The following is a 16,331-nucleotide window of genomic DNA, read 5'->3' on the forward strand; positions in this document are numbered from 1 at the left end:
GACGCCTGGCGGGACTGGCTGTTGTGGGCTCGGGCCGGGGCCGGACACCATCCGGACGGCCGGAGCGCGAACCAGCCCCTCATCGACATGCCGACAAGGGACGGCGGGGAGTTGGTCTCCTTCGCCCTGGTGACAGCACGTAAGAACTGAGGGGCTCCCCATTCCGACGGGTGAGGGAGCCGGGCCATCCGAGCCCCGGGATTTCGGCCCGGGGCTTCGGCCGGTCGGCCGGGGGCGGGTCAGGCAGTCGCCTCAGCGCGGGCCGGGTCCTGGGCCTCCTGTCGTACGACCCGACGGCGCCGTGACGGCAGGCCCACCGTCGGGTTGGCGACGCCCCAGGCCGCGCCCTTGCAGATCAGCTCCTTGTAGAGAGCGGCCGTGCGGCCCGTCAGCGCGCGCTCGACCGCCTGGTCGTCGGCCGTGACGAACTGGATCAGGCCCTCCTTCCGGCCGAGGGAGACGCACTGCTGGAAGTAGCGGATCGAGACGTGCGGGATCTTGATGCCTGCGAGCCGGGCGGCGATGGCGTCGGCGGCCTGCCAGGCCATGGGGACGCCCGAGGCGCAGGACATGCGCAGGGGCTTGTCCTCGGGTCCGATGGCCATCGCGGCGTCGCCCACGGCGTAGACATCCGGGTGGGAGACCGAGCGCATGGTGCCGTCGACCACGATCTGGCCGCGCTCGGTGACCTCCAGGGCGGTGGCCCGGGCGATCGGGTGGACGGCGAAGCCGGTGGTCCAGACGGTGACCGTGGCGGGGAGGGTCCGGCCGTCGGCGGTCGTCACACCGTCCGCCGTCACGGCGGTGACCGTCGCATGCTCGTGGACCTCGATGCCGAGCCGGTCGGTCACCTTCCGCAGGTGGGCACGGCCCTTCGCCGAGAGCCAGTCGCCGAGGGCGCCGTGGGAGGCCAGGGAGACACTGAGGTCCGGGCGGGCCTCGGCGATCTCGGTCGCGGCCTCCACACCGGTCAGGCCGCCGCCCACGACGACCACGGGCTTGCCCGCGTCAAGGGCGTCAAGACGTTCGCGGAGACGGTGGGCGCCCGGGCGGCTCGCCACCTGGTCGGCGTGTTCGGCCACGCCGGGGACGTCTCCGTCGTTCCAGCCGCTGCCGAGGGCGTAGACCAGGGTGTCGTACGCGAGCTCGGCCGGGCCGTCGGCACCGGTGAGGGAGACCGTCCTGCGGTCCACGTCCACGGCGGTGACGCTCGCGAGCCTCAGCTCCACGCCCGTACCGGCGAACATCTCGCCGAACGGCCGGGCCTTGAGGTCCTGGCCCGTGGCGAGCTGATGCATCCGGACGCGCTCGACGAAGTCGGGCTCGGGGTTGACCAGGGTGATGGTGACGTCCTCGCGGTGCAGCCTCTTGGCGAGGCGGCCGGCGGCGACGGCTCCGGTGTATCCGGCTCCGAGGACGACGATGCGGTGCAGCATGTCCGTGCTCCTGTCTGGGCGGGTCCGCCGTTGTCCGGCGTGGTCTCGCCCCTTGAACCGGGTAGCCCGGCGATTCCTGACAGGATCGAAATGTGACCTGCGCCACATCGTGTCAGAGGGTGTAGAGCGGGCCCTCCCCGTGGTCCATGGAGCCCCACTGCCTGGTCGCGCGGACGAGCTTGTCGGGGTTGACCTGGCTCAGGACCGCCACGATGCCGTCCGCGGTGACCTCCAGGCAGGTGATGCCGACAACCCTGCCGTCCACGACGGCGACGATCGCGGGCCCGCCGTTGGCGGTTGTGGCGTACATGTCGGGCGCGCCGCCGATGTACTTGCGCTTGGCGTCGCTGGGCTTGAACAGACCGCGCAGGAAGGTGGCGACCGCGTGGGCGCCCTCGAACGCCTTCGCGCGAGCCGGGATCTTGCCTCCGCCGTCGCCGACCGAGATGGCGTCCTGGGTGAGCAGGCGGACGAGGGGTTCGGTGCGGCCGCTGGTCGCCGCCGCGAGGAACTCCTCCACGATCTGCCGGGCGGCGGCCTCGTCGACCTCGGTACGCGCCTTGCCCTCGGCGACGTGCTTCTTGGCCCGGTGGTAGACCTGCTGGCCGGCCGCCTCGGTGATGTCCAGGATCTCGGCGATCTCCCGGTGCGGGTAGTCGAAGGCCTCCCGCAGCACGTACACCGCCCGTTCCTTGGGAGACAGGCGCTCCAGCAGGACGAGGACGGCGTACGAGACGGACTCGCGCTGCTCGGCGGTGTCGGCGGGGCCGAGCATCGCGTCCCCCGTGAGCAGCGGCTCGGGGAGCCACCGTCCCACGTACGTCTCGCGGCGCGCGCGGGCCGAAGTGAGCTGGTTGAGGCAGAAGTTGGTGAGGACCTTGGTCAGCCAGGCCTCCGGCACCTCGATGCGGCCGATGTCGGCCGCCTGCCAGCGCAGGAACGTCTCCTGCACGGCGTCCTCGGCCTCGCTCGCCGAGCCGAGCAGCCGGTAGGCGATGGCCTCCAGCCGGGGCCTGGCCGCCTCGAACCGGTCCACGTCACTCATGCTCAGGGCCATGCCGCGATCTTAGGCGCCCTCGCGCCGGAACGGCAGGCGGCCCGGCCCTCCGTCCGGCAAGGAGCACGTCCTACGAGCGCGTTGGCGGAACGAGCCCTACGCCGAGCGGACGGACGGGCACGGGGACCGGGACCGGGACCGGGAAGGGCAGCGGCAGCGGCAGCGGCAGCGGCAGCGATGGACGCTAGTCAGTCAGGGTGACCGAACGAAGGTCGGCGTCCAGCATGCGCATCAGTTCACCGACCCGTCCACCGCGCTCCGGTGCCGCCGGGAACCGTTTGAGTACCTCCACGACGCCCGGGGTCGCACGACGCACCGCCCGCCGGACGTGTTCCGCACCCGTGCCCGGCTCCGTGCCCGGCTCGTCGCCGGCGGCCAGTTCGGCCGCCCTGGCGGCGTGAGCGGCCGCTCCGAGAATGTGCTTGACCTGGGTCGCCTTGGCCAGCGGATGCAGGTAGGCGGCACCCGCCGCGGCCATCGCCGCCCGGGCGGCCTCGCGCGCGGCCTCGGTGTCCGCGCAACCCGCCGCCTTGAGGGCCGCCCACGCGGTGTCGCGCAGAGATTTCCCCCGCTCGCCGCCCCGAGCGAAGTCCCACGCGGCGCCGACGGCGTCCCGAGGCCGGGAGTCGTCGGGCTGGTCGGTCTCGAACACCTCCAACACCACGTCCGCGCACGCCGCGGCGAAGGCGGTGACCTCACGAAGGTCCTGCTTGTTCAGAGCGATCTCGCCCTCGTCCCCTGACACCCCTCCATCCTCGCCCATCGCGCCGGACTGCCGGGAACCGGAACGGCCGGCCTCGGACCGGCGTGGCGGTCGGAGGCGTTCACCCGGAGGGGCATGAGAGGTGCCCGTTCATGGGTGCCGCGCGGCAGGGGGTAGTCAGGGCTGAACGGGCGGCCAGGGGTCAGTGCGTGACGTGAAACTCGTTCCCGCCCGCGTCGAGGAACTCGCCGGGTTCCCCTTCGCGTTCGGTGACCTCCAGGCGCAGCCTGTTCCGCCCCGCCTTCGGCGCCGCGGGCGGCCCCATCACCAGCGAGACCGTGCTGGAGGGCTTGTGGCGCAGCCGGATGCCCCAATCATGGTGCTCGACCACGTGCCAGTCCGCCCGGGACCGCCAGAAGGCCGACTGAGCGTGGCGGTCGTTCTCGCCGACGTCGAGGCAGATCGCGACGAGGCCGGAGTCGGCGAGCACCCCGGGGTGTCCTGGCCGCAGCACGCAGAATTCGTTTCCCTCCGGATCGGCCAGCACGTCCCACGGGACGTCCCCCTGGCCGATGTCGATCCGCTGCGCACCGAGTGCGACCAGGCGTTCCACCTCGGCTTCCCAGTCAGGGCCCCCGGCCAGATCGAGGTGGAGCCGATTCTTGTGCGACGCGGGCTTCGGCTTCGAGGTCGGCACGAAGCGCAGCTCCAGACCACCCGTGCGACCCTTCACCGCGTCAAGCCAGAAGCGCTCCATGCGGGCGACGTCGAGCGCATCGATCACGATCCCCGTCAGCATCCGTTCCCCCAACCCTTCGACCCGGTCAGCCCGTCACTGTCTCCGCCATTGTCGGCCGTCACGCCGCGCCTGTTGGCGCACCGTGGTTCGGTGCCTTGCAGGTGGGCACCGCGCTGATCCGCACAAGCCAGGCTCGCGTCCTGAGGCCAGCCCACGAGCCTGACGGGTGATCTTCATGCGGGTCGGTGCCGGCGTCGCCGTCCACGTGGCGGGCCCGGCCGATACTCCGGCCATGAAATCTGCCCGGTCCCAGACGCGGTCGCGTCTCGTCGTCGCCGCCGCACTCACCGCTCTCGTCGCCCTGAGCACACCGGCCGTGGCCGCCGGCAGCGCGGCGGGCGGCGGTGGCCACCGCCGGCCCTGCACCGGTTCCCGGATTCCCGACCATGGTCGGGCGCGCGACATCCTGCGGGTCGCGGAGCAGGCCAAGAAGGAAATGGGCCTCAAGTCGGTGACCTTGCGGGTCACCCTCGACGGCCGGGAGATCGCCACCACCGCGCTCGGTGAGTCGATGACCGGGGTCCCGGCCGACCCCGCCCTGCACTTCCGCAACGGCAACGTGGCGATCAGCTACATGGGTACCGCGCTCCTGCGGCTGGTCGATCAGGGGAAGGTCGGCCTCGACGACCCCGTCGCGCGCTGGCTGCCCGGCCTCGCGGACGGCAGGCACATCACCCTGCGGATGCTCGGCGCCTCCACCACGGGTCTCGTCGACTACGTCACCGCGCCCGGTTTCGGCGAGACGGTGTACGCGAACCCGTTCCGCCAGTGGACGGCGAAGGAGCTGGTGGCCATCTCCACGGGCCTGCCGCGCTGGTACGCGCCGGGCACCAACTGGAGCTATTCGCACGCCAACTTCGTTCTCCTGGGTGCCGCCCTGGAGAAGATCACCGGGACACGGCTGGACGTCCTGCTCCAGCGAGAGGTGCTGGACCCGCTCGGACTGCACGAGACCCGCAACAGCTTCACGCCCGACATTCCCTCGCCCGTCCTGCACGCCTTCACCTCCGACCGGGGCACGTACGAGGAGTCCAGCTTCTGGAACCCCTCATGGACCACGGCCCCCGGCGCGGTGGAGACCACCGACATCTGCGACCTGGCCCGCTCGGCGTCCGGCATCGGCTCGGGCGAACTGCTCTCCGCCTCCGCCTACCGGGAGCTGCTGAACCCGGGGACGGTCGGTCTCGGCACACCCACCGCCAAATGCCCCGCGACGGTCTGCATCGCCCAGACCGAGGCCACCCACTACGGCATGGGCCTGCTCGTCCTGGGCGACTGGGTGTCTCAACACCCTCTGTTCTTCGGCTACTCCGCCTCCCTGGCGTACCTGCCGTCCCAGCGCCTGGCCATCGCCGTCTCGACGACGCAGGGACCCGACACCCCGGACGGCCACACCGCCCACACGATCACCCAGCGCATCGCCGCGGCCCTGGCTCCCGAGCACCCGATCCCCGACTTCGGCTGACCGGACGGCTCAGGGGCTCAGGCGGTGGGAATGCGTACCGTCTCCACCCAGCTCGGGGGCTGCTGTGAGGCGGCGCCGATCAGGGCCGCGATGACGCGGCAGGGCGGGCTCTCGTCGGGCCAGGGGGTGAGCCCGTCGGTGAGGACCACGACGATGTTCGGGCGGTCGGGCGTCGCGAGCGCGGCCTCGATGCCGACGCGCATGTCCGTGCCGCCACCGCCGCCGAGGGTGATCTGTTCGGTGGCCACCACCCGGGACACGGCCTGCACATCGGCGTCGCATGCCAGCACGGTCACGCGATTGCCCCGTACCCCCACCTCACGCAGGACACCCGTCACCTCGGCGAGGGCGGCGGCCAGTTCGGCGTCGCCCATCGAACCGGAAGTGTCGATGACCACGGCCACCCTCGGCAACGGCCGGCGCAGGCTCGGCAGGACTACACCGCGCAGCGCCGGGGTGCGGCGCGACGGGCGGCGATAGGTGTAGTCGACGGCTCCGCCCGCCCATGCGGCGGCCTCACGGACGGCGCCGGACAAGGCCTGGCGCCAGTCCACCGTGGGTTCCAGGATCTCCTCGGCCCAGCGTTGCCAGCCCCCGGGCAGATTGCCGCGGCCGCGCTGGTGGGCGCGCATCGCGTCGGCGGTCTGCCGGCGCAGTGCCTGCGCCTCGATGTCCCCGATCCGTGCGGTCCCGGCCTCTCCCGGCAGCTCCCAGGACACGGGGCGGCCGTGGGCACCCGATCCGCAGTCCGGCGTACGCACCTCCGGCGGCAGCCGGTCCAGATACACCTCGAACACTTGGCCCTCGGGAAGGCCGAACAGGCGGGGTTCCATGCGGCCCTCGGGCAACCGCAGACCGTCGGAGAGCAGATCGTCGTTGATCTCGCAGTCCTGGGCGACGTTGACGCGGTGCCCGTCGCGCTGGGCGGCGGCGGGGAGCCGGTCCGCCCTGCCGTGGTGGTCGCGCAGCAGGTGCGCCACCTCGTGCACCCACACGCCCGCGAGCTCGGGCACCGGAGTCGCCTCGACGAAGGCGGGGGACACATAGCAGCGCCAGTGCCGGTCCACTCCCATCGTGGGCACCTGCGTGCTCGGTACGACGGTGAGCGAGTACAACGCGGCCGCCAGATACGGCCGGTCGCTCGCCGCCCGGTAGCGGGCGGCGAGCAGTTTGGTCATGTCCAGGGCGCCACGGGCGTCCCCCGTGGCCCCCGCGGGCGTCACCGGCCGCCGCCGGGCAGCGCCCCCGACATCTGCAGCAGGTCGAGGAACCCGTCGATGCCGGGCGGTACGGGCCAGTCGAGGTGCCGCATCATCGCGAGGTCGGTGGCGGCGCGGGCGGCCACGTCCGGTACGCCCGCGTCCACGGCCTTCGCCAGGACCACCCAGCCCGCCTCCCAGCGCGGCCGGGTGAGGTCGCTCTGGATGGCGGCGACCACCGCGATGAGGAACGCCAGCTGCCGGTCTCCGCGGTCGGGCAGGGCGAAGGCCTCCGGGTCGGCGAGGACGCGGTCGGGGTCGGGCAGGTCGAGGTGTTCGAGATAGGAGAGCAGTTCGAGGCCCGCGCCGTCCCCGACGGCGCCGGTGAGCGCGGCGGCCAGCGCCTCGCGGCCGGCACCGGCCGCGTATCCGGTGGCGAGCAGCTTGAGTGCCATCTCCCAGGTGCGGGGAGAGGGCCACGACCGGCCGCGGCTCTCGGCGTCGCCGGGGATGTGGTGGACGAGGCCGGGCCGCGCCGTGAGGAAGCCGGAGATCGCGCCACGGGCCCGCGCGACCGCGCCGGGAACCTTGGCGGCGCCGACGACGGGCACGGTGACCTCGGGCCAGGTGCCGGCCATGCCGCGGGCGACGGTCCGGGGGTCGTGGGTCCAGTCGAGGTGGACGAACCGGTTGGCGAGCGGGGGGCTGAGGTGCCAGCCGTCGGCCGCGCTGGACGGCGGGTTGGCGGCGGCGACGATCCGTACGGCCTCCGGCAGGACCAGGCTGCCCACCCGTCGTTCGAGCACGACGCGCAGCAGGGCCGCCTGCACGGCGGGCGGCGCGGAGGAGAGCTCGTCGAAGAACAGCAGGCCCTGCCCTGCCTTGGCGAGGCGGACCGCCCAGTCCGGCGGGGCCATCGGAACGCCGGTCGCGGCCGGGTCGTCACCGACGATGGGCAGGCCGGCGAAGTCGGAGGGTTCGTGCACGCTGGCGATGACGGTCTCCAGCGGCAGTCCGAGCCCACCGGCGAGCTGTTCCAGGGCGGCCGACTTGCCGATTCCCGGTTCTCCCCACAGCAGCACGGGCTGATTGGCCGTCACGGCCAGTGCCAGTGCTTCCAGTTGGGGGTTCGCGGCGGGCTCGGTGCGGTGCGTACGCAGCCTGCGGTTGAGGTCGTCCGCGGCCGCCAGCGGGCCGGCCGGCGCGGTGGGGGCGCTCACGTCGGTGCTCAAAGGGGCAGCCTCTGCTCGTCGTCGGGCTCGTGCTCGTCTGGGGCCTCGAACTCGCTGGGCTCGAAGTGGTTGGGCTCGAACTCGTCGGCGGGCTGGCCGGGTTCAGGCCCGTCGTCCGCCGCTCGGGGCTCGAACCCGGAGCCCTGCCCGTCGGGTTGGAGGTCGTCCTCGGGCTCGTCGGGCTCGTCGGCGTAGTTCTCCGCCTCCTCCTCCATCCACTCGTCCCACCAGTCGGCACCGATGCCGGGGTGCTCCGCCTGGACGCGCTTCTGGAGGAAGGCCAGGTCGCGCCGCTTGTAACGGCGGACGATCTGGGCGAGCGAGAGTTCGGACTCGTCGACCGCGTCGAGCCGCGCCCCGGCGGCGACGAACGCCTTGACCAGCGCCTTCGAACCGAGGTCGTTGGCAGCCACGTACAGCGGTGTCCGTTCCCGCTGGTCACGTGCCTCGAGGTCGAGCCCGGCCGCCAGCAGTCGCGGCAGGAGCGTCTCGTGGTCGAGGAGGTTCAACAGGTGCAGCAGGCTACGGCCCTTGGGGTCCCGTACGCGCGGGTCGACACCGGCGTCGAGGAGTTCGAGCACGCCGGGGGTGTCACCGTGCTGGGCGCGCAGGAAGAGTTCGTTGCGCTGTGTCCGCAACGCCTTCGGCAAACGGCCGTCTCCGGAGGTCCATGTCTGTTCCATGGCGAAGCACCCGGCGACGGCGCCGCCGAAGGCCCGCAGGGCCCGTTCGCGCTGCTGCTCCTCGTCGGTGTGCGGCATGGCCAGCAGGCCGCCGGGGCGGAAGGCGACCTCGTGCCATTCCCCGCGGCACCTGATCCGCACCGGTTCGGGGAGGGTCGGCCCCGGTGGGCCGGCGGCTGCCGGGGCGGGGAGGGCCGGGAACAATGCTTCGCGGACGAGCGGGTGAAGATGGTCCGGCGTGATGCCTCCGGCGCGCATGAGGTCGAGGTCGGGAAGTCTGCGCCACAGGACCTCGGCGAGCGGCGGAACGCCCTTGACCTCCTCCCGGTCGACGGCTCGCATCAGCAGTCCGCCGGCGGCCGCGGGCTCCAGCAGGATGTAGGTCCGCCAGTGTGCTGCGATGACGAAACGGTCGGCGACGCCCGCGGCGATCTGCCGGCGGATCTCCGGCTCCAGACGGGTGTGGTCGAGCGCGATCCCGCCGAGGAGTTCCTCCAGGTCGACCTGGTACCAGCGCGTCTTCTCGACGGGTGTCAGGTCGGCCTCGATGCCGACGGCGGCGAGGGCGGCCCGCGTCTCGCCCTTCTGGTGCAGCAGCGTGACCCATTCGGCCCGCGCCGCCGCATCGCCCGGGCCGGGATCGGCCGTGGGCAGCTCATCGGTGCCGCGCGGGGTGGCGTCGGCGCGGAAGAACGGCGGCCGGTCGGTGCCGCCGCAGCGTTCGAGCAGTTCGGCCGTGTGCCGTGCGTCCCACAGGTGCCGCGCGTGCCGCCAGTCCTCGGTTCCCGGGCCGAAGACTCCCCCGTCCCGCTCGTCCTCGACCGTGCCGAAGCGCAGGGCGATCCGCTGTGGTCCGTCGACCATCGCGGGCGTGGTGATGTGCAAGTACGGCGCGGTCAGGCGGTCTTCGTCGGCCGCCTTCGGACCGTAGCGCGCCAGGACGACCGTCTTGTCCGTGGCGAGCGTGGTCCGGCCGCCGAGTATGCGCGGCAGATGCCAGCGCAGCAGGTCGGGGGCCAGGTGACGGAGGTCGTTCTCCAGGGCCTTGGCGACGTCGTCGCCGCGGTGCTCGGCCACCTCGGACAGTGTGAAGGCCACGTCGACGTTCGCCGCCGCGCAGGCTCCCCGCCAGTCACCCGCCAGCCGGGCCGCGGTGGCGCGTTCGATCATCCAGCGGGGCACCGCGTACCGGCGGATGCGGCGCCGGCTCGACGCCTCGTCCGCGGGGAAGCAGCGGAGTTCGCCACGAGGGCTCAACGGTAGACGCTCCCTATCGCGCGCAGGTCGGGGTGCGCCCTGCCGACGGGCCGCAGGCGCTGTGTGAAGGACCGCTTCACCTTGCGGGGCAGTCCGGGGCCAAGGCCGACGTACTCCAGGGGCGAGTTGTCGGGGACGGCCGCCAACAGGGTCTTCGCACCCCGCCCCGTCAGACCGGTGTGGCACAACTCGAGGCGGCGCAGCGGGCTTCCGGGCAGGGCGGCGGCCAGCGCGTGGGCGCCTGCGTCGCCGGTGGTGTTGGCGGGGGCGCCGAGGCTGCGTTCCGACAGTGGCCGGCCGAGGTCGAGTGCCTCGATGCCGCCGAGGGAGTCGGCGAGGGCCCGGGCACCGGCGGGGCCGATGCCGTTGCCGCCGAGGCCGAGGCGGACGGGGCGGGTGGAGTCGGCGGCGGCCGCCAGGATCGCGGCGCCCTCGTCTCCGAGGTGGTTGGCGGGGAGGTACAGCTCGCGCACGCCCGCCTCACGGATCAACTCCGCCAGGAGCGGGGCGGCTTCGGCGGTCAGGCCGTTGCCGCCGAGGAAAAGGCGTTCCACCGGGCCGGGCCGGTCGGTGAGCGTCTCGCACAGGGCGCGCAGACCGTCGGTGGTCAGTCCGGTGTTGACCAGGTCGAGGGTGCGCAGCGTGGTGTTGTGGCGGAGCATGGCCGCGAGTGCGCGGGCGCCGTGGTCGCCCACCGGGTTGCGCTTGAGCCACAGGGCGTGGACGGTCTCGTCCGTCGTCAGCGCGTCGGCGAGTGCGTCGACGCCTTCGGGGCCGATGCGGTTGCAGCCGAGGTAGAGGGTGTGCAGGCCGTGGTCGCCCGTGAGGGCGTCGGCGACCGTGCGGGCTCCCTCGTCGCCGATGGCGTTGGTGCCGAGCAGGACGTGCGTGGCGTGCGGGGAGGCCGCCGCCACGGGCATCAGCCGGGCGGCTCCGACCGCGCCGAGTCCCTGCTTGCACAGGTCGACCCGTCCGTCGGCGCGCACGGTGCCGAGCCGGAACGTCTCGTCGGCCTCGACCGACCGGACGGACCGCAGCCGGGCGAGCAGCGGTTCAAGGGCCGCGGGTTCGCTGATCGGGATGTCGGGGTGCTCGATCGCGGGGCAGCGTACGGGCGTCGGCTGCGTCATCACCACTCCACCGGTCCATCGCCGGTGCCCGGCGCGCGGAGAGCGGCATCGCCCTCCGCTCTCCGGGGGTGAACCGACGCCAATCGACATTCCTCCACGAAAAGGGTGGCAAGACCGGCCGGATTCGAACCGACGTCCTCCAGCTCGATGCTTGGGCGCGACGACCTCTGCGCTACAGCCTTGCCACGGTGATCATAACCACTGCCGCATCCTTGTTCGCCACCCAGTTGGCCCAATTCGGCGATCGGGCGACCCGGCCATGGGGCCGACCGCGCGGGGAGCTCGCCCTCAGACCTGCCGGCCGGGTCGCACCTTGGCAGGAACACCACAGTAGGGTTCCGGAACTGCCGTCCGACCGGGGGAACATGACATGCGCGTCATCACCATTCTCAGAGCTCTGCCCGCCATCGGCCTGCTGGCCTCGGTCACCGCCTGCGGGACGTCAGCCGTGCCGGACGCGTCGGGGAGCGGTACGACCGGCCCTGCGACAGTCGAGCGTCCATCGGCAAACCCTCAGCCCGTCGCCGCTGTCATGCCCGATGTCATCGGCGGCAATGCCGGGCGCGCGTCCGAGCAGATGGGCGCCAAGCTCGACATGGTGTTCAAGGACGCGAGCGGCCAGGGCCGTACGGTGGACGACCCGGCGGAGTGGAAGATCTGCGGCTCCCAACCGGGTCCGAACCAGCAGATCACCGATTTTCCGGTGGTCTTCGAAGTGGTGCAGGTTTCGGAGAGTTGTCAGGGCGCGACGTCGAAGTGATGGGCCGCCGGGCCCCGTCGGCGACGGCTCGTCGACGGGGTCCGAACCACTCGACTACGCCTTGTCGGATACGAAACGGTCCAGCGCGGCGGTGAGTTCGGCCGGCTTCTCCACGGGCAGTTCATGGCCGGCGTCCACGATCCGCACCACGGCGTCCGGGTAGGCCTTCGCCATCCGGAGCATCTGGGAGACGGGCAGCTGGATGTCGTGGAAGCCGTGGATCAGCAGGGTGGGAGTGCGGATCTCGCCGAGCCGGTCGAGGACGTCGAAGGACCGCATGGCGCCGTAGCAGGTCATGACCACCTCGCGGGGGGTGTCCGCCGAGGCACTGATGTACTCGCGGATCTTCTCGCGCGGGTAGCCGGGGGCGAAGGCCCGCTGGATGTTGGCGGCCACGAACAACTTGAACGGCACCTTGGTGGACACCGCCATCAGCAGGCCCCTCCCCCGGCTGTACGTCATCCTGCTGATGGAGTTCACCAGCACCAGCCGCTCGACCCGCTCGGGGTGGGCGAGCGTCAGGGTCTGCGCGATCATCCCGCCCATCGAGTGGCCGACGAGGACGAACCGGTCGAGCTCCAGGTGGTCGAGGACGGCGAGTACGTCACCGGCCAGCTCCGCCACGGTCCGCCGCCCCGACCCCTCGCTCTCCCCGTGCCCGCGCAGGTCCAGTCGTACGACCCGCCGCTTCTGCGCGAAGTGGTCCATCTGGTGGTCCCAGCGGTGCCGGTTGGCCGTCCAGCCGTGGATGAACACCAGGGGCACACCGTCGCCGTCGCGGGGGCCCTCGTCGTCGTACGTCAGCGTGGCGCCGTCGACTTCGAGCTGCGGCATGGGGCCTCCTGGGTGCGGTCTGGTTACTGGTCGGTACGGTAACGGGCGACGGGGCCCGCCGTCACCGTCGTTCGCCGAGGAATTCGAGGATGTGGCCGAAGACATCGAGTGCGGAGCCCCGGCCCAGGAACGTGTCGAGGTGGCCGTAGCCGGGGATCTCGGTGTACGACACGTCGAGCTGCGGTTGGCGGTGTGCCAGCACCTCGTGGCAGAGCCGCTGGGAGTCCAGCCACAGTCCGTTCTCGCTTCCGGCGAGCAGCAGCACGGGGGTGTCGATGCGGGCGGCCGCGTCCAGGGCGTTGGGCGGCAGTGCCCGGTAACGGTGGTCGGTGTCGTGCCAGCGGACGACGCTGCGGGCCAGCTCGATACGGCGCAGGTGCGGCAGGATCCACAGCGGCGCGGGACCGAGGAGTTCGGCGAGCCGGTCGTGGGTGGCGTCGGACAGATTCTCGTGCAGGAACAGCGAAGCGCCCGATCCCCAGGCCGAATTGTGAAGGATCTGGCAGGTCGGGTCCGGGCAGGCCGCCCCGCGCGAGGCCAGCGCGAACAGGGGCGTGTACCTCGACCGGAGGCCGACCTTGCGGAAGTCGACCGGAATGTGGTCGATCCGGCTCTTCAGCAGCTCGCCCGCCAGCGTCATCCGCAGCGAGGTGCGTCCCGCGAGCTTGGGCGTCAGGAACACGCCCTGGGAGACGACGCCCGCGAGGCCGGGCACCAGTCCCGCCGTCATGCTCAGCGACAGGGCGAGGGAGCCGATGCAGTGGGCGACCACGAACAGCGGCCGGTCTCCGATGCGTTCGCGGATGCGGGAGACGGCGTCGGGGATGTCGTGGAGGGCGACGTCGTCGTAGGTGTACCTCTGGCCGGTCTCGTTGTACGGCAGTCGGCAACTGCCCCGCCAGTCGAGCAGCCAGGGCTCGTAGCCGTCGTCGAGCAGGACGTCGACCAGGTTGCGGGTCTCCGGGAGCAGGAACATGTCGGCGGACGCGGTGTGGCCGTGCAGGAGCAGCACGGCGGGCCGGTCCCGCTCCCCGCTGTCGATCCGGGTGAGACCGAGTCGCACGCCGTCCCCGGCGCGGAAGGGGATCTCCTCGACGCGTGACGGGTCGAGGCGGTGGCGCAGCGGGCGCAGGGTCGTGCCGGTCCTGACCTTCCGGACCGTGGGCCTGGTACGGGAGTTGGCGCTTCTGAGGATCATCGGTGGCGCTCCGAGGGGGTCGGGGTGCGGCGCAGGTCGAGGAGGTCCGCGGTGGCGCGGGCGAAGGGGCCGAGCAGGCCGCGGCCCATCTCCATGCCGAACCAGGCGAGCCAGGTCATTTTGGCGGCGCGCTTCTCCCGCCCGGTCAGTCGCGGGTCGACCTTGATGCCGTCGATCTGGTCGCGCACATACGTGTCCGCGGGTACGACGAGCTCGCCCGCGAAGCATGCCGCTTCGCCCTCGCGGCCGATCTCGACGCTCAGCGCGCGGGTCTGTCGCCAGACGTCACGGCGGGCGCGGGCGTACTTGTGCCCTTCGAGCCACCAACGGCCTCCGTCGATGTCACGCAACGTGAGCCGGTAGCGCAGGAGTTGGTGGCGCATCCCGTGCCGCTGCGGGATGCCCTCCTCGGGGCGGATCCAGACGTCGCCGCGTTCCACGAGCAACGGCGCGGGATGGACCGCGGCGCACACCAACTCGCCGCTCACGTCAACCCGGCGCTCCTTGACCAGTTGGTACATGCTCGCGATGGAGAGGGTGAGTGCCATCGAGCAGGGGGTGTCGGTGACGGCGCCGACCGGGCCCACGGCACCCTCGGTCGTCTCGGAGAACCAAAGGTACGGCTGGTCGTCCTTGTGGGGAAGCCGGGCCAGCCCGTCCTGGGCGAGGCTTTCGAACGTCCTGAGTTGAGCCTGGGCGTCGTAGCGGGCGGCGGGGTTCAACCCCAGCGCTTCGACGAGCGCGGCGGTTCGTTCGCCCGAAGCGGCCGGCCCCTTCAGGGTCGCCTCGCACAGCTTGAGCGCGGTGGGACTTCGCAACACCCTTGTGAGGAAGTCGAGTTCGGGAACCGGTTCGGCCTCCAGGCGGGCGAGGACGTCGGTGCGCCACTCGTCCCAGTCCTGTACGCGCACATGCATCCCGCCGAACGCCATGTCCCGTACGACGTCGTCGAGGGTGTTGGGCACGCCGGTCAGGTTGTAGTCGAACCCCCAGGCGTCGGGTTCACAGATGACGGCGGCCGCGACCCGGCTCACCCAGTCCACCGGGGCCGCGTTCAGACAGTGGAAGGCGGGCACGGTGCGGAAACGGCCGAAGGCCGCGATGAGGCCGCTGCTGAGGTCCTGCGGGTTGTGCGCGCCCGTCCGGGTATGGCCTCCGATGCCTCCCGGGCGCATCGCGGTGACGATCAGACCGTGGTCGCGGGCCCGCCGCAGGGCGACCTCGGCGGCCCATTTCGTCTGGTCGTAGCCCGCGACGAGGCGGTCGACGTGGGCGAGCGGGTCGTCCTCGCCCATGGAGGTGATCCCGACCTCGTTGAAGACCGCGATCGAGGAGATGTGGTGCAGCGGTTTGGGCGGACCGGTCGCGGCCAGTTCCGCGAGGGTGAGCGCGCCGATGACGTTGCTCTGCCGCAGCGACTGGTAGCCGCGCAGGAAGTCCACTGCCGCCGCCACGCCGACGACGCTGTCCAGTTCGTGGGCGAGCTTGTGCCAGACGTCGTCGGACAGGCCGAGCCGCGGTCGCCTGATGTCGCCGGGGAGCACCGTCACCCGGCGGCGGATCTCCGCCGACCAGGGCAGCCGGTGGCTCTTCAGCGACTCCGCGAGACGCGCCGTGGCGGTCTCCTCGTCGGCCGCGCGCACGAGGCAGTGGACATGTGCGTCACTGTGCCTGAGCAGGTCGAGGAGCAGATGGCTGCCAAGAAAGCCGGTGGCGCCGGTGAGCAGGATCCGGCGGGGCGGCGCGGGCTCGGGCGAGCCGGTCCAGGGAAGGCGGTCGGCGAGGGAGAGGTCGGCCAGGATCTGGTCGAGGTCCTCGGGCCGGGCCGTGGCGTACGACGTGTCGCCACCGCTGGTCCCAGCCGTGACCGTTGCCCTGGGAGCGGCCACGATCTCGTTGCTCACCGGGGCCGAGGCCCGGGCCGGGGTCCGTGTGTCCGCCGGGGCCGCCGGCACGCTCGGGGCCGCGACGACAGTTGTGGCACCCGCGGCGGCCAGCCAGCGCCGGGCGAGACTACGTGGCCGGGCGTCGGCGAACACCTCGTCGAGGTCGACCTCCATGCCCAGCTCTTCCTCCAGCGCCGCGGCGAGTTCCACGGCGCCCACGGAGGTACCACCGGCGTCGAAGAAGTCGGTGTCGGGCGAGAGGTGCCCTCCGGGGACGAAGCGAGCGGCCGCCGCGGCCACGACGGCGGCCAGGCCGTCCGCGTCGGGGGTCACGGGGGCGGCAGAGGAGGTGGCAGGGGTGGGCAGGCCGTCGGCGGTACGGTCCTCCGCGGTACCGGAATCGTGATCCACCGCGGTACCGGTGTCGCGATCCGTCGCAGCACCGGCGTCGCGGTCCATGGCGGTACCGGCGTAGGGGTCCATGGCGGTACCGGAGACGCCGCCAGCGCCCGCACCTGCCGCAGCCACAGCCACTGCCGCTGCACCAGCACCAGCACCAGCACCAGCACCAGCACCAGCAAGCGACTCGGTGTCCGTCACGGGCGCGGGTGTGCCACGAGTGTCCGTCTCCGGGTCCTCCCCGGCACTCCACGCTCCGGTGTCGGCCTCGGCCCCCGCATCCGGAATCGCGC

General features: G+C 72.2%; 13 protein-coding genes and 1 tRNA gene. 2 read left to right on the forward strand and 12 right to left on the reverse strand.

The window, feature by feature from the left end:
• Window positions 1-239: 239 nt before the first annotated feature.
• The 4 genes from ACIQ7M_RS37335 to ACIQ7M_RS37350 form a co-directional block, all read right to left on the reverse strand.
• The gene (locus ACIQ7M_RS37335) at window positions 240-1,436 is read right to left on the reverse strand and encodes an NAD(P)/FAD-dependent oxidoreductase (protein WP_403652672.1); all 1,197 of its coding nucleotides are present in this window, start codon (window positions 1,434-1,436) and stop codon (window positions 240-242) included.
• 112 nt (window positions 1,437-1,548) lie between these two features.
• Entirely contained in the window at window positions 1,549-2,493 is a 945-nt protein-coding gene (locus tag ACIQ7M_RS37340; protein ID WP_403652675.1) for an RNA polymerase sigma-70 factor, read from the reverse strand.
• Between the two features lie 184 nt (window positions 2,494-2,677).
• On the reverse strand, window positions 2,678-3,238 hold the full coding sequence (locus ACIQ7M_RS37345) for a putative immunity protein (protein WP_403652678.1): 561 nt from the start codon (window positions 3,236-3,238) through the stop codon (window positions 2,678-2,680).
• Between the two features lie 160 nt (window positions 3,239-3,398).
• Entirely contained in the window at window positions 3,399-3,995 is a 597-nt protein-coding gene (locus ACIQ7M_RS37350) for a VOC family protein (protein WP_403652681.1), read from the reverse strand.
• A 232-nt stretch (window positions 3,996-4,227) separates the two neighbouring features.
• Here ACIQ7M_RS37350 and ACIQ7M_RS37355 point away from each other — a divergent pair, with 232 nt between their 5' ends.
• Window positions 4,228-5,460: a serine hydrolase domain-containing protein gene (locus tag ACIQ7M_RS37355; RefSeq protein ID WP_403652684.1), complete on the forward strand. Its 1,233-nt coding sequence runs from the start codon at window positions 4,228-4,230 to the stop codon at window positions 5,458-5,460.
• 17 nt (window positions 5,461-5,477) lie between these two features.
• Here the strand turns inward: ACIQ7M_RS37355 and ACIQ7M_RS37360 are convergent, their stop codons facing one another.
• The 5 genes from ACIQ7M_RS37360 to ACIQ7M_RS37380 all read right to left on the reverse strand — a co-directional run bounded on the left by ACIQ7M_RS37360 (window position 5,478) and on the right by ACIQ7M_RS37380 (window position 11,143).
• The gene (locus ACIQ7M_RS37360) at window positions 5,478-6,638 is read right to left on the reverse strand and encodes a VWA-like domain-containing protein (RefSeq protein WP_403652687.1); all 1,161 of its coding nucleotides are present in this window, start codon (window positions 6,636-6,638) and stop codon (window positions 5,478-5,480) included.
• A gap of 41 nt (window positions 6,639-6,679) precedes the next feature.
• On the reverse strand, window positions 6,680-7,891 hold the full coding sequence (locus tag ACIQ7M_RS37365) for a sigma 54-interacting transcriptional regulator (RefSeq protein ID WP_403652690.1): 1,212 nt from the start codon (window positions 7,889-7,891) through the stop codon (window positions 6,680-6,682).
• Window positions 7,888-9,831 carry an ankyrin repeat domain-containing protein gene (locus tag ACIQ7M_RS37370; protein ID WP_403652693.1) on the reverse strand — a complete coding sequence of 648 codons (1,944 nt, stop codon included), beginning with the start codon at window positions 9,829-9,831 and terminating at the stop codon, window positions 7,888-7,890. The genes ACIQ7M_RS37365 and ACIQ7M_RS37370 overlap by 4 nt, the downstream gene beginning before the upstream one ends.
• A complete protein-coding gene (locus ACIQ7M_RS37375) occupies window positions 9,828-10,961 on the reverse strand; it encodes a gala protein (RefSeq protein WP_403652696.1) in 1,134 nt (377 codons plus the stop codon). The genes ACIQ7M_RS37370 and ACIQ7M_RS37375 overlap by 4 nt, the downstream gene beginning before the upstream one ends.
• Before the next feature lie 106 nt (window positions 10,962-11,067).
• A tRNA-Arg gene (locus ACIQ7M_RS37380) sits at window positions 11,068-11,143 on the reverse strand.
• A gap of 188 nt (window positions 11,144-11,331) precedes the next feature.
• Here ACIQ7M_RS37380 and ACIQ7M_RS37385 point away from each other — a divergent pair.
• Complete coding sequence (locus ACIQ7M_RS37385; RefSeq protein ID WP_403652699.1) at window positions 11,332-11,721, forward strand: hypothetical protein; 390 nt, start codon at window positions 11,332-11,334, stop codon at window positions 11,719-11,721.
• A 54-nt stretch (window positions 11,722-11,775) separates the two neighbouring features.
• Here ACIQ7M_RS37385 and ACIQ7M_RS37390 read toward each other — a convergent pair whose 3' ends face one another.
• The 3 genes from ACIQ7M_RS37390 to ACIQ7M_RS37400 all read right to left on the reverse strand — a co-directional run bounded on the left by ACIQ7M_RS37390 (window position 11,776) and on the right by ACIQ7M_RS37400 (window position 16,122).
• Window positions 11,776-12,555 (reverse strand): alpha/beta fold hydrolase, encoded by a 780-nt coding sequence (locus ACIQ7M_RS37390; protein WP_403652702.1) that lies wholly within the window; start codon window positions 12,553-12,555, stop codon window positions 11,776-11,778.
• 61 nt (window positions 12,556-12,616) lie between these two features.
• Window positions 12,617-13,753: an alpha/beta hydrolase gene (locus ACIQ7M_RS37395; protein ID WP_403652705.1), complete on the reverse strand. Its 1,137-nt coding sequence runs from the start codon at window positions 13,751-13,753 to the stop codon at window positions 12,617-12,619.
• Window positions 13,750-16,122 carry a thioester reductase domain-containing protein gene (locus tag ACIQ7M_RS37400; RefSeq protein WP_403652708.1) on the reverse strand — a complete coding sequence of 791 codons (2,373 nt, stop codon included), beginning with the start codon at window positions 16,120-16,122 and terminating at the stop codon, window positions 13,750-13,752. Before ACIQ7M_RS37400 ends, ACIQ7M_RS37395 begins: the two co-directional genes overlap by 4 nt.
• Between the last annotated feature and the right edge of the window lie 209 nt (window positions 16,123-16,331).

It is taken from the genome of Streptomyces sp. NPDC096324 (assembly GCF_044763015.1).
GTDB lineage: Bacteria > Actinomycetota > Actinomycetes > Streptomycetales > Streptomycetaceae > Streptomyces.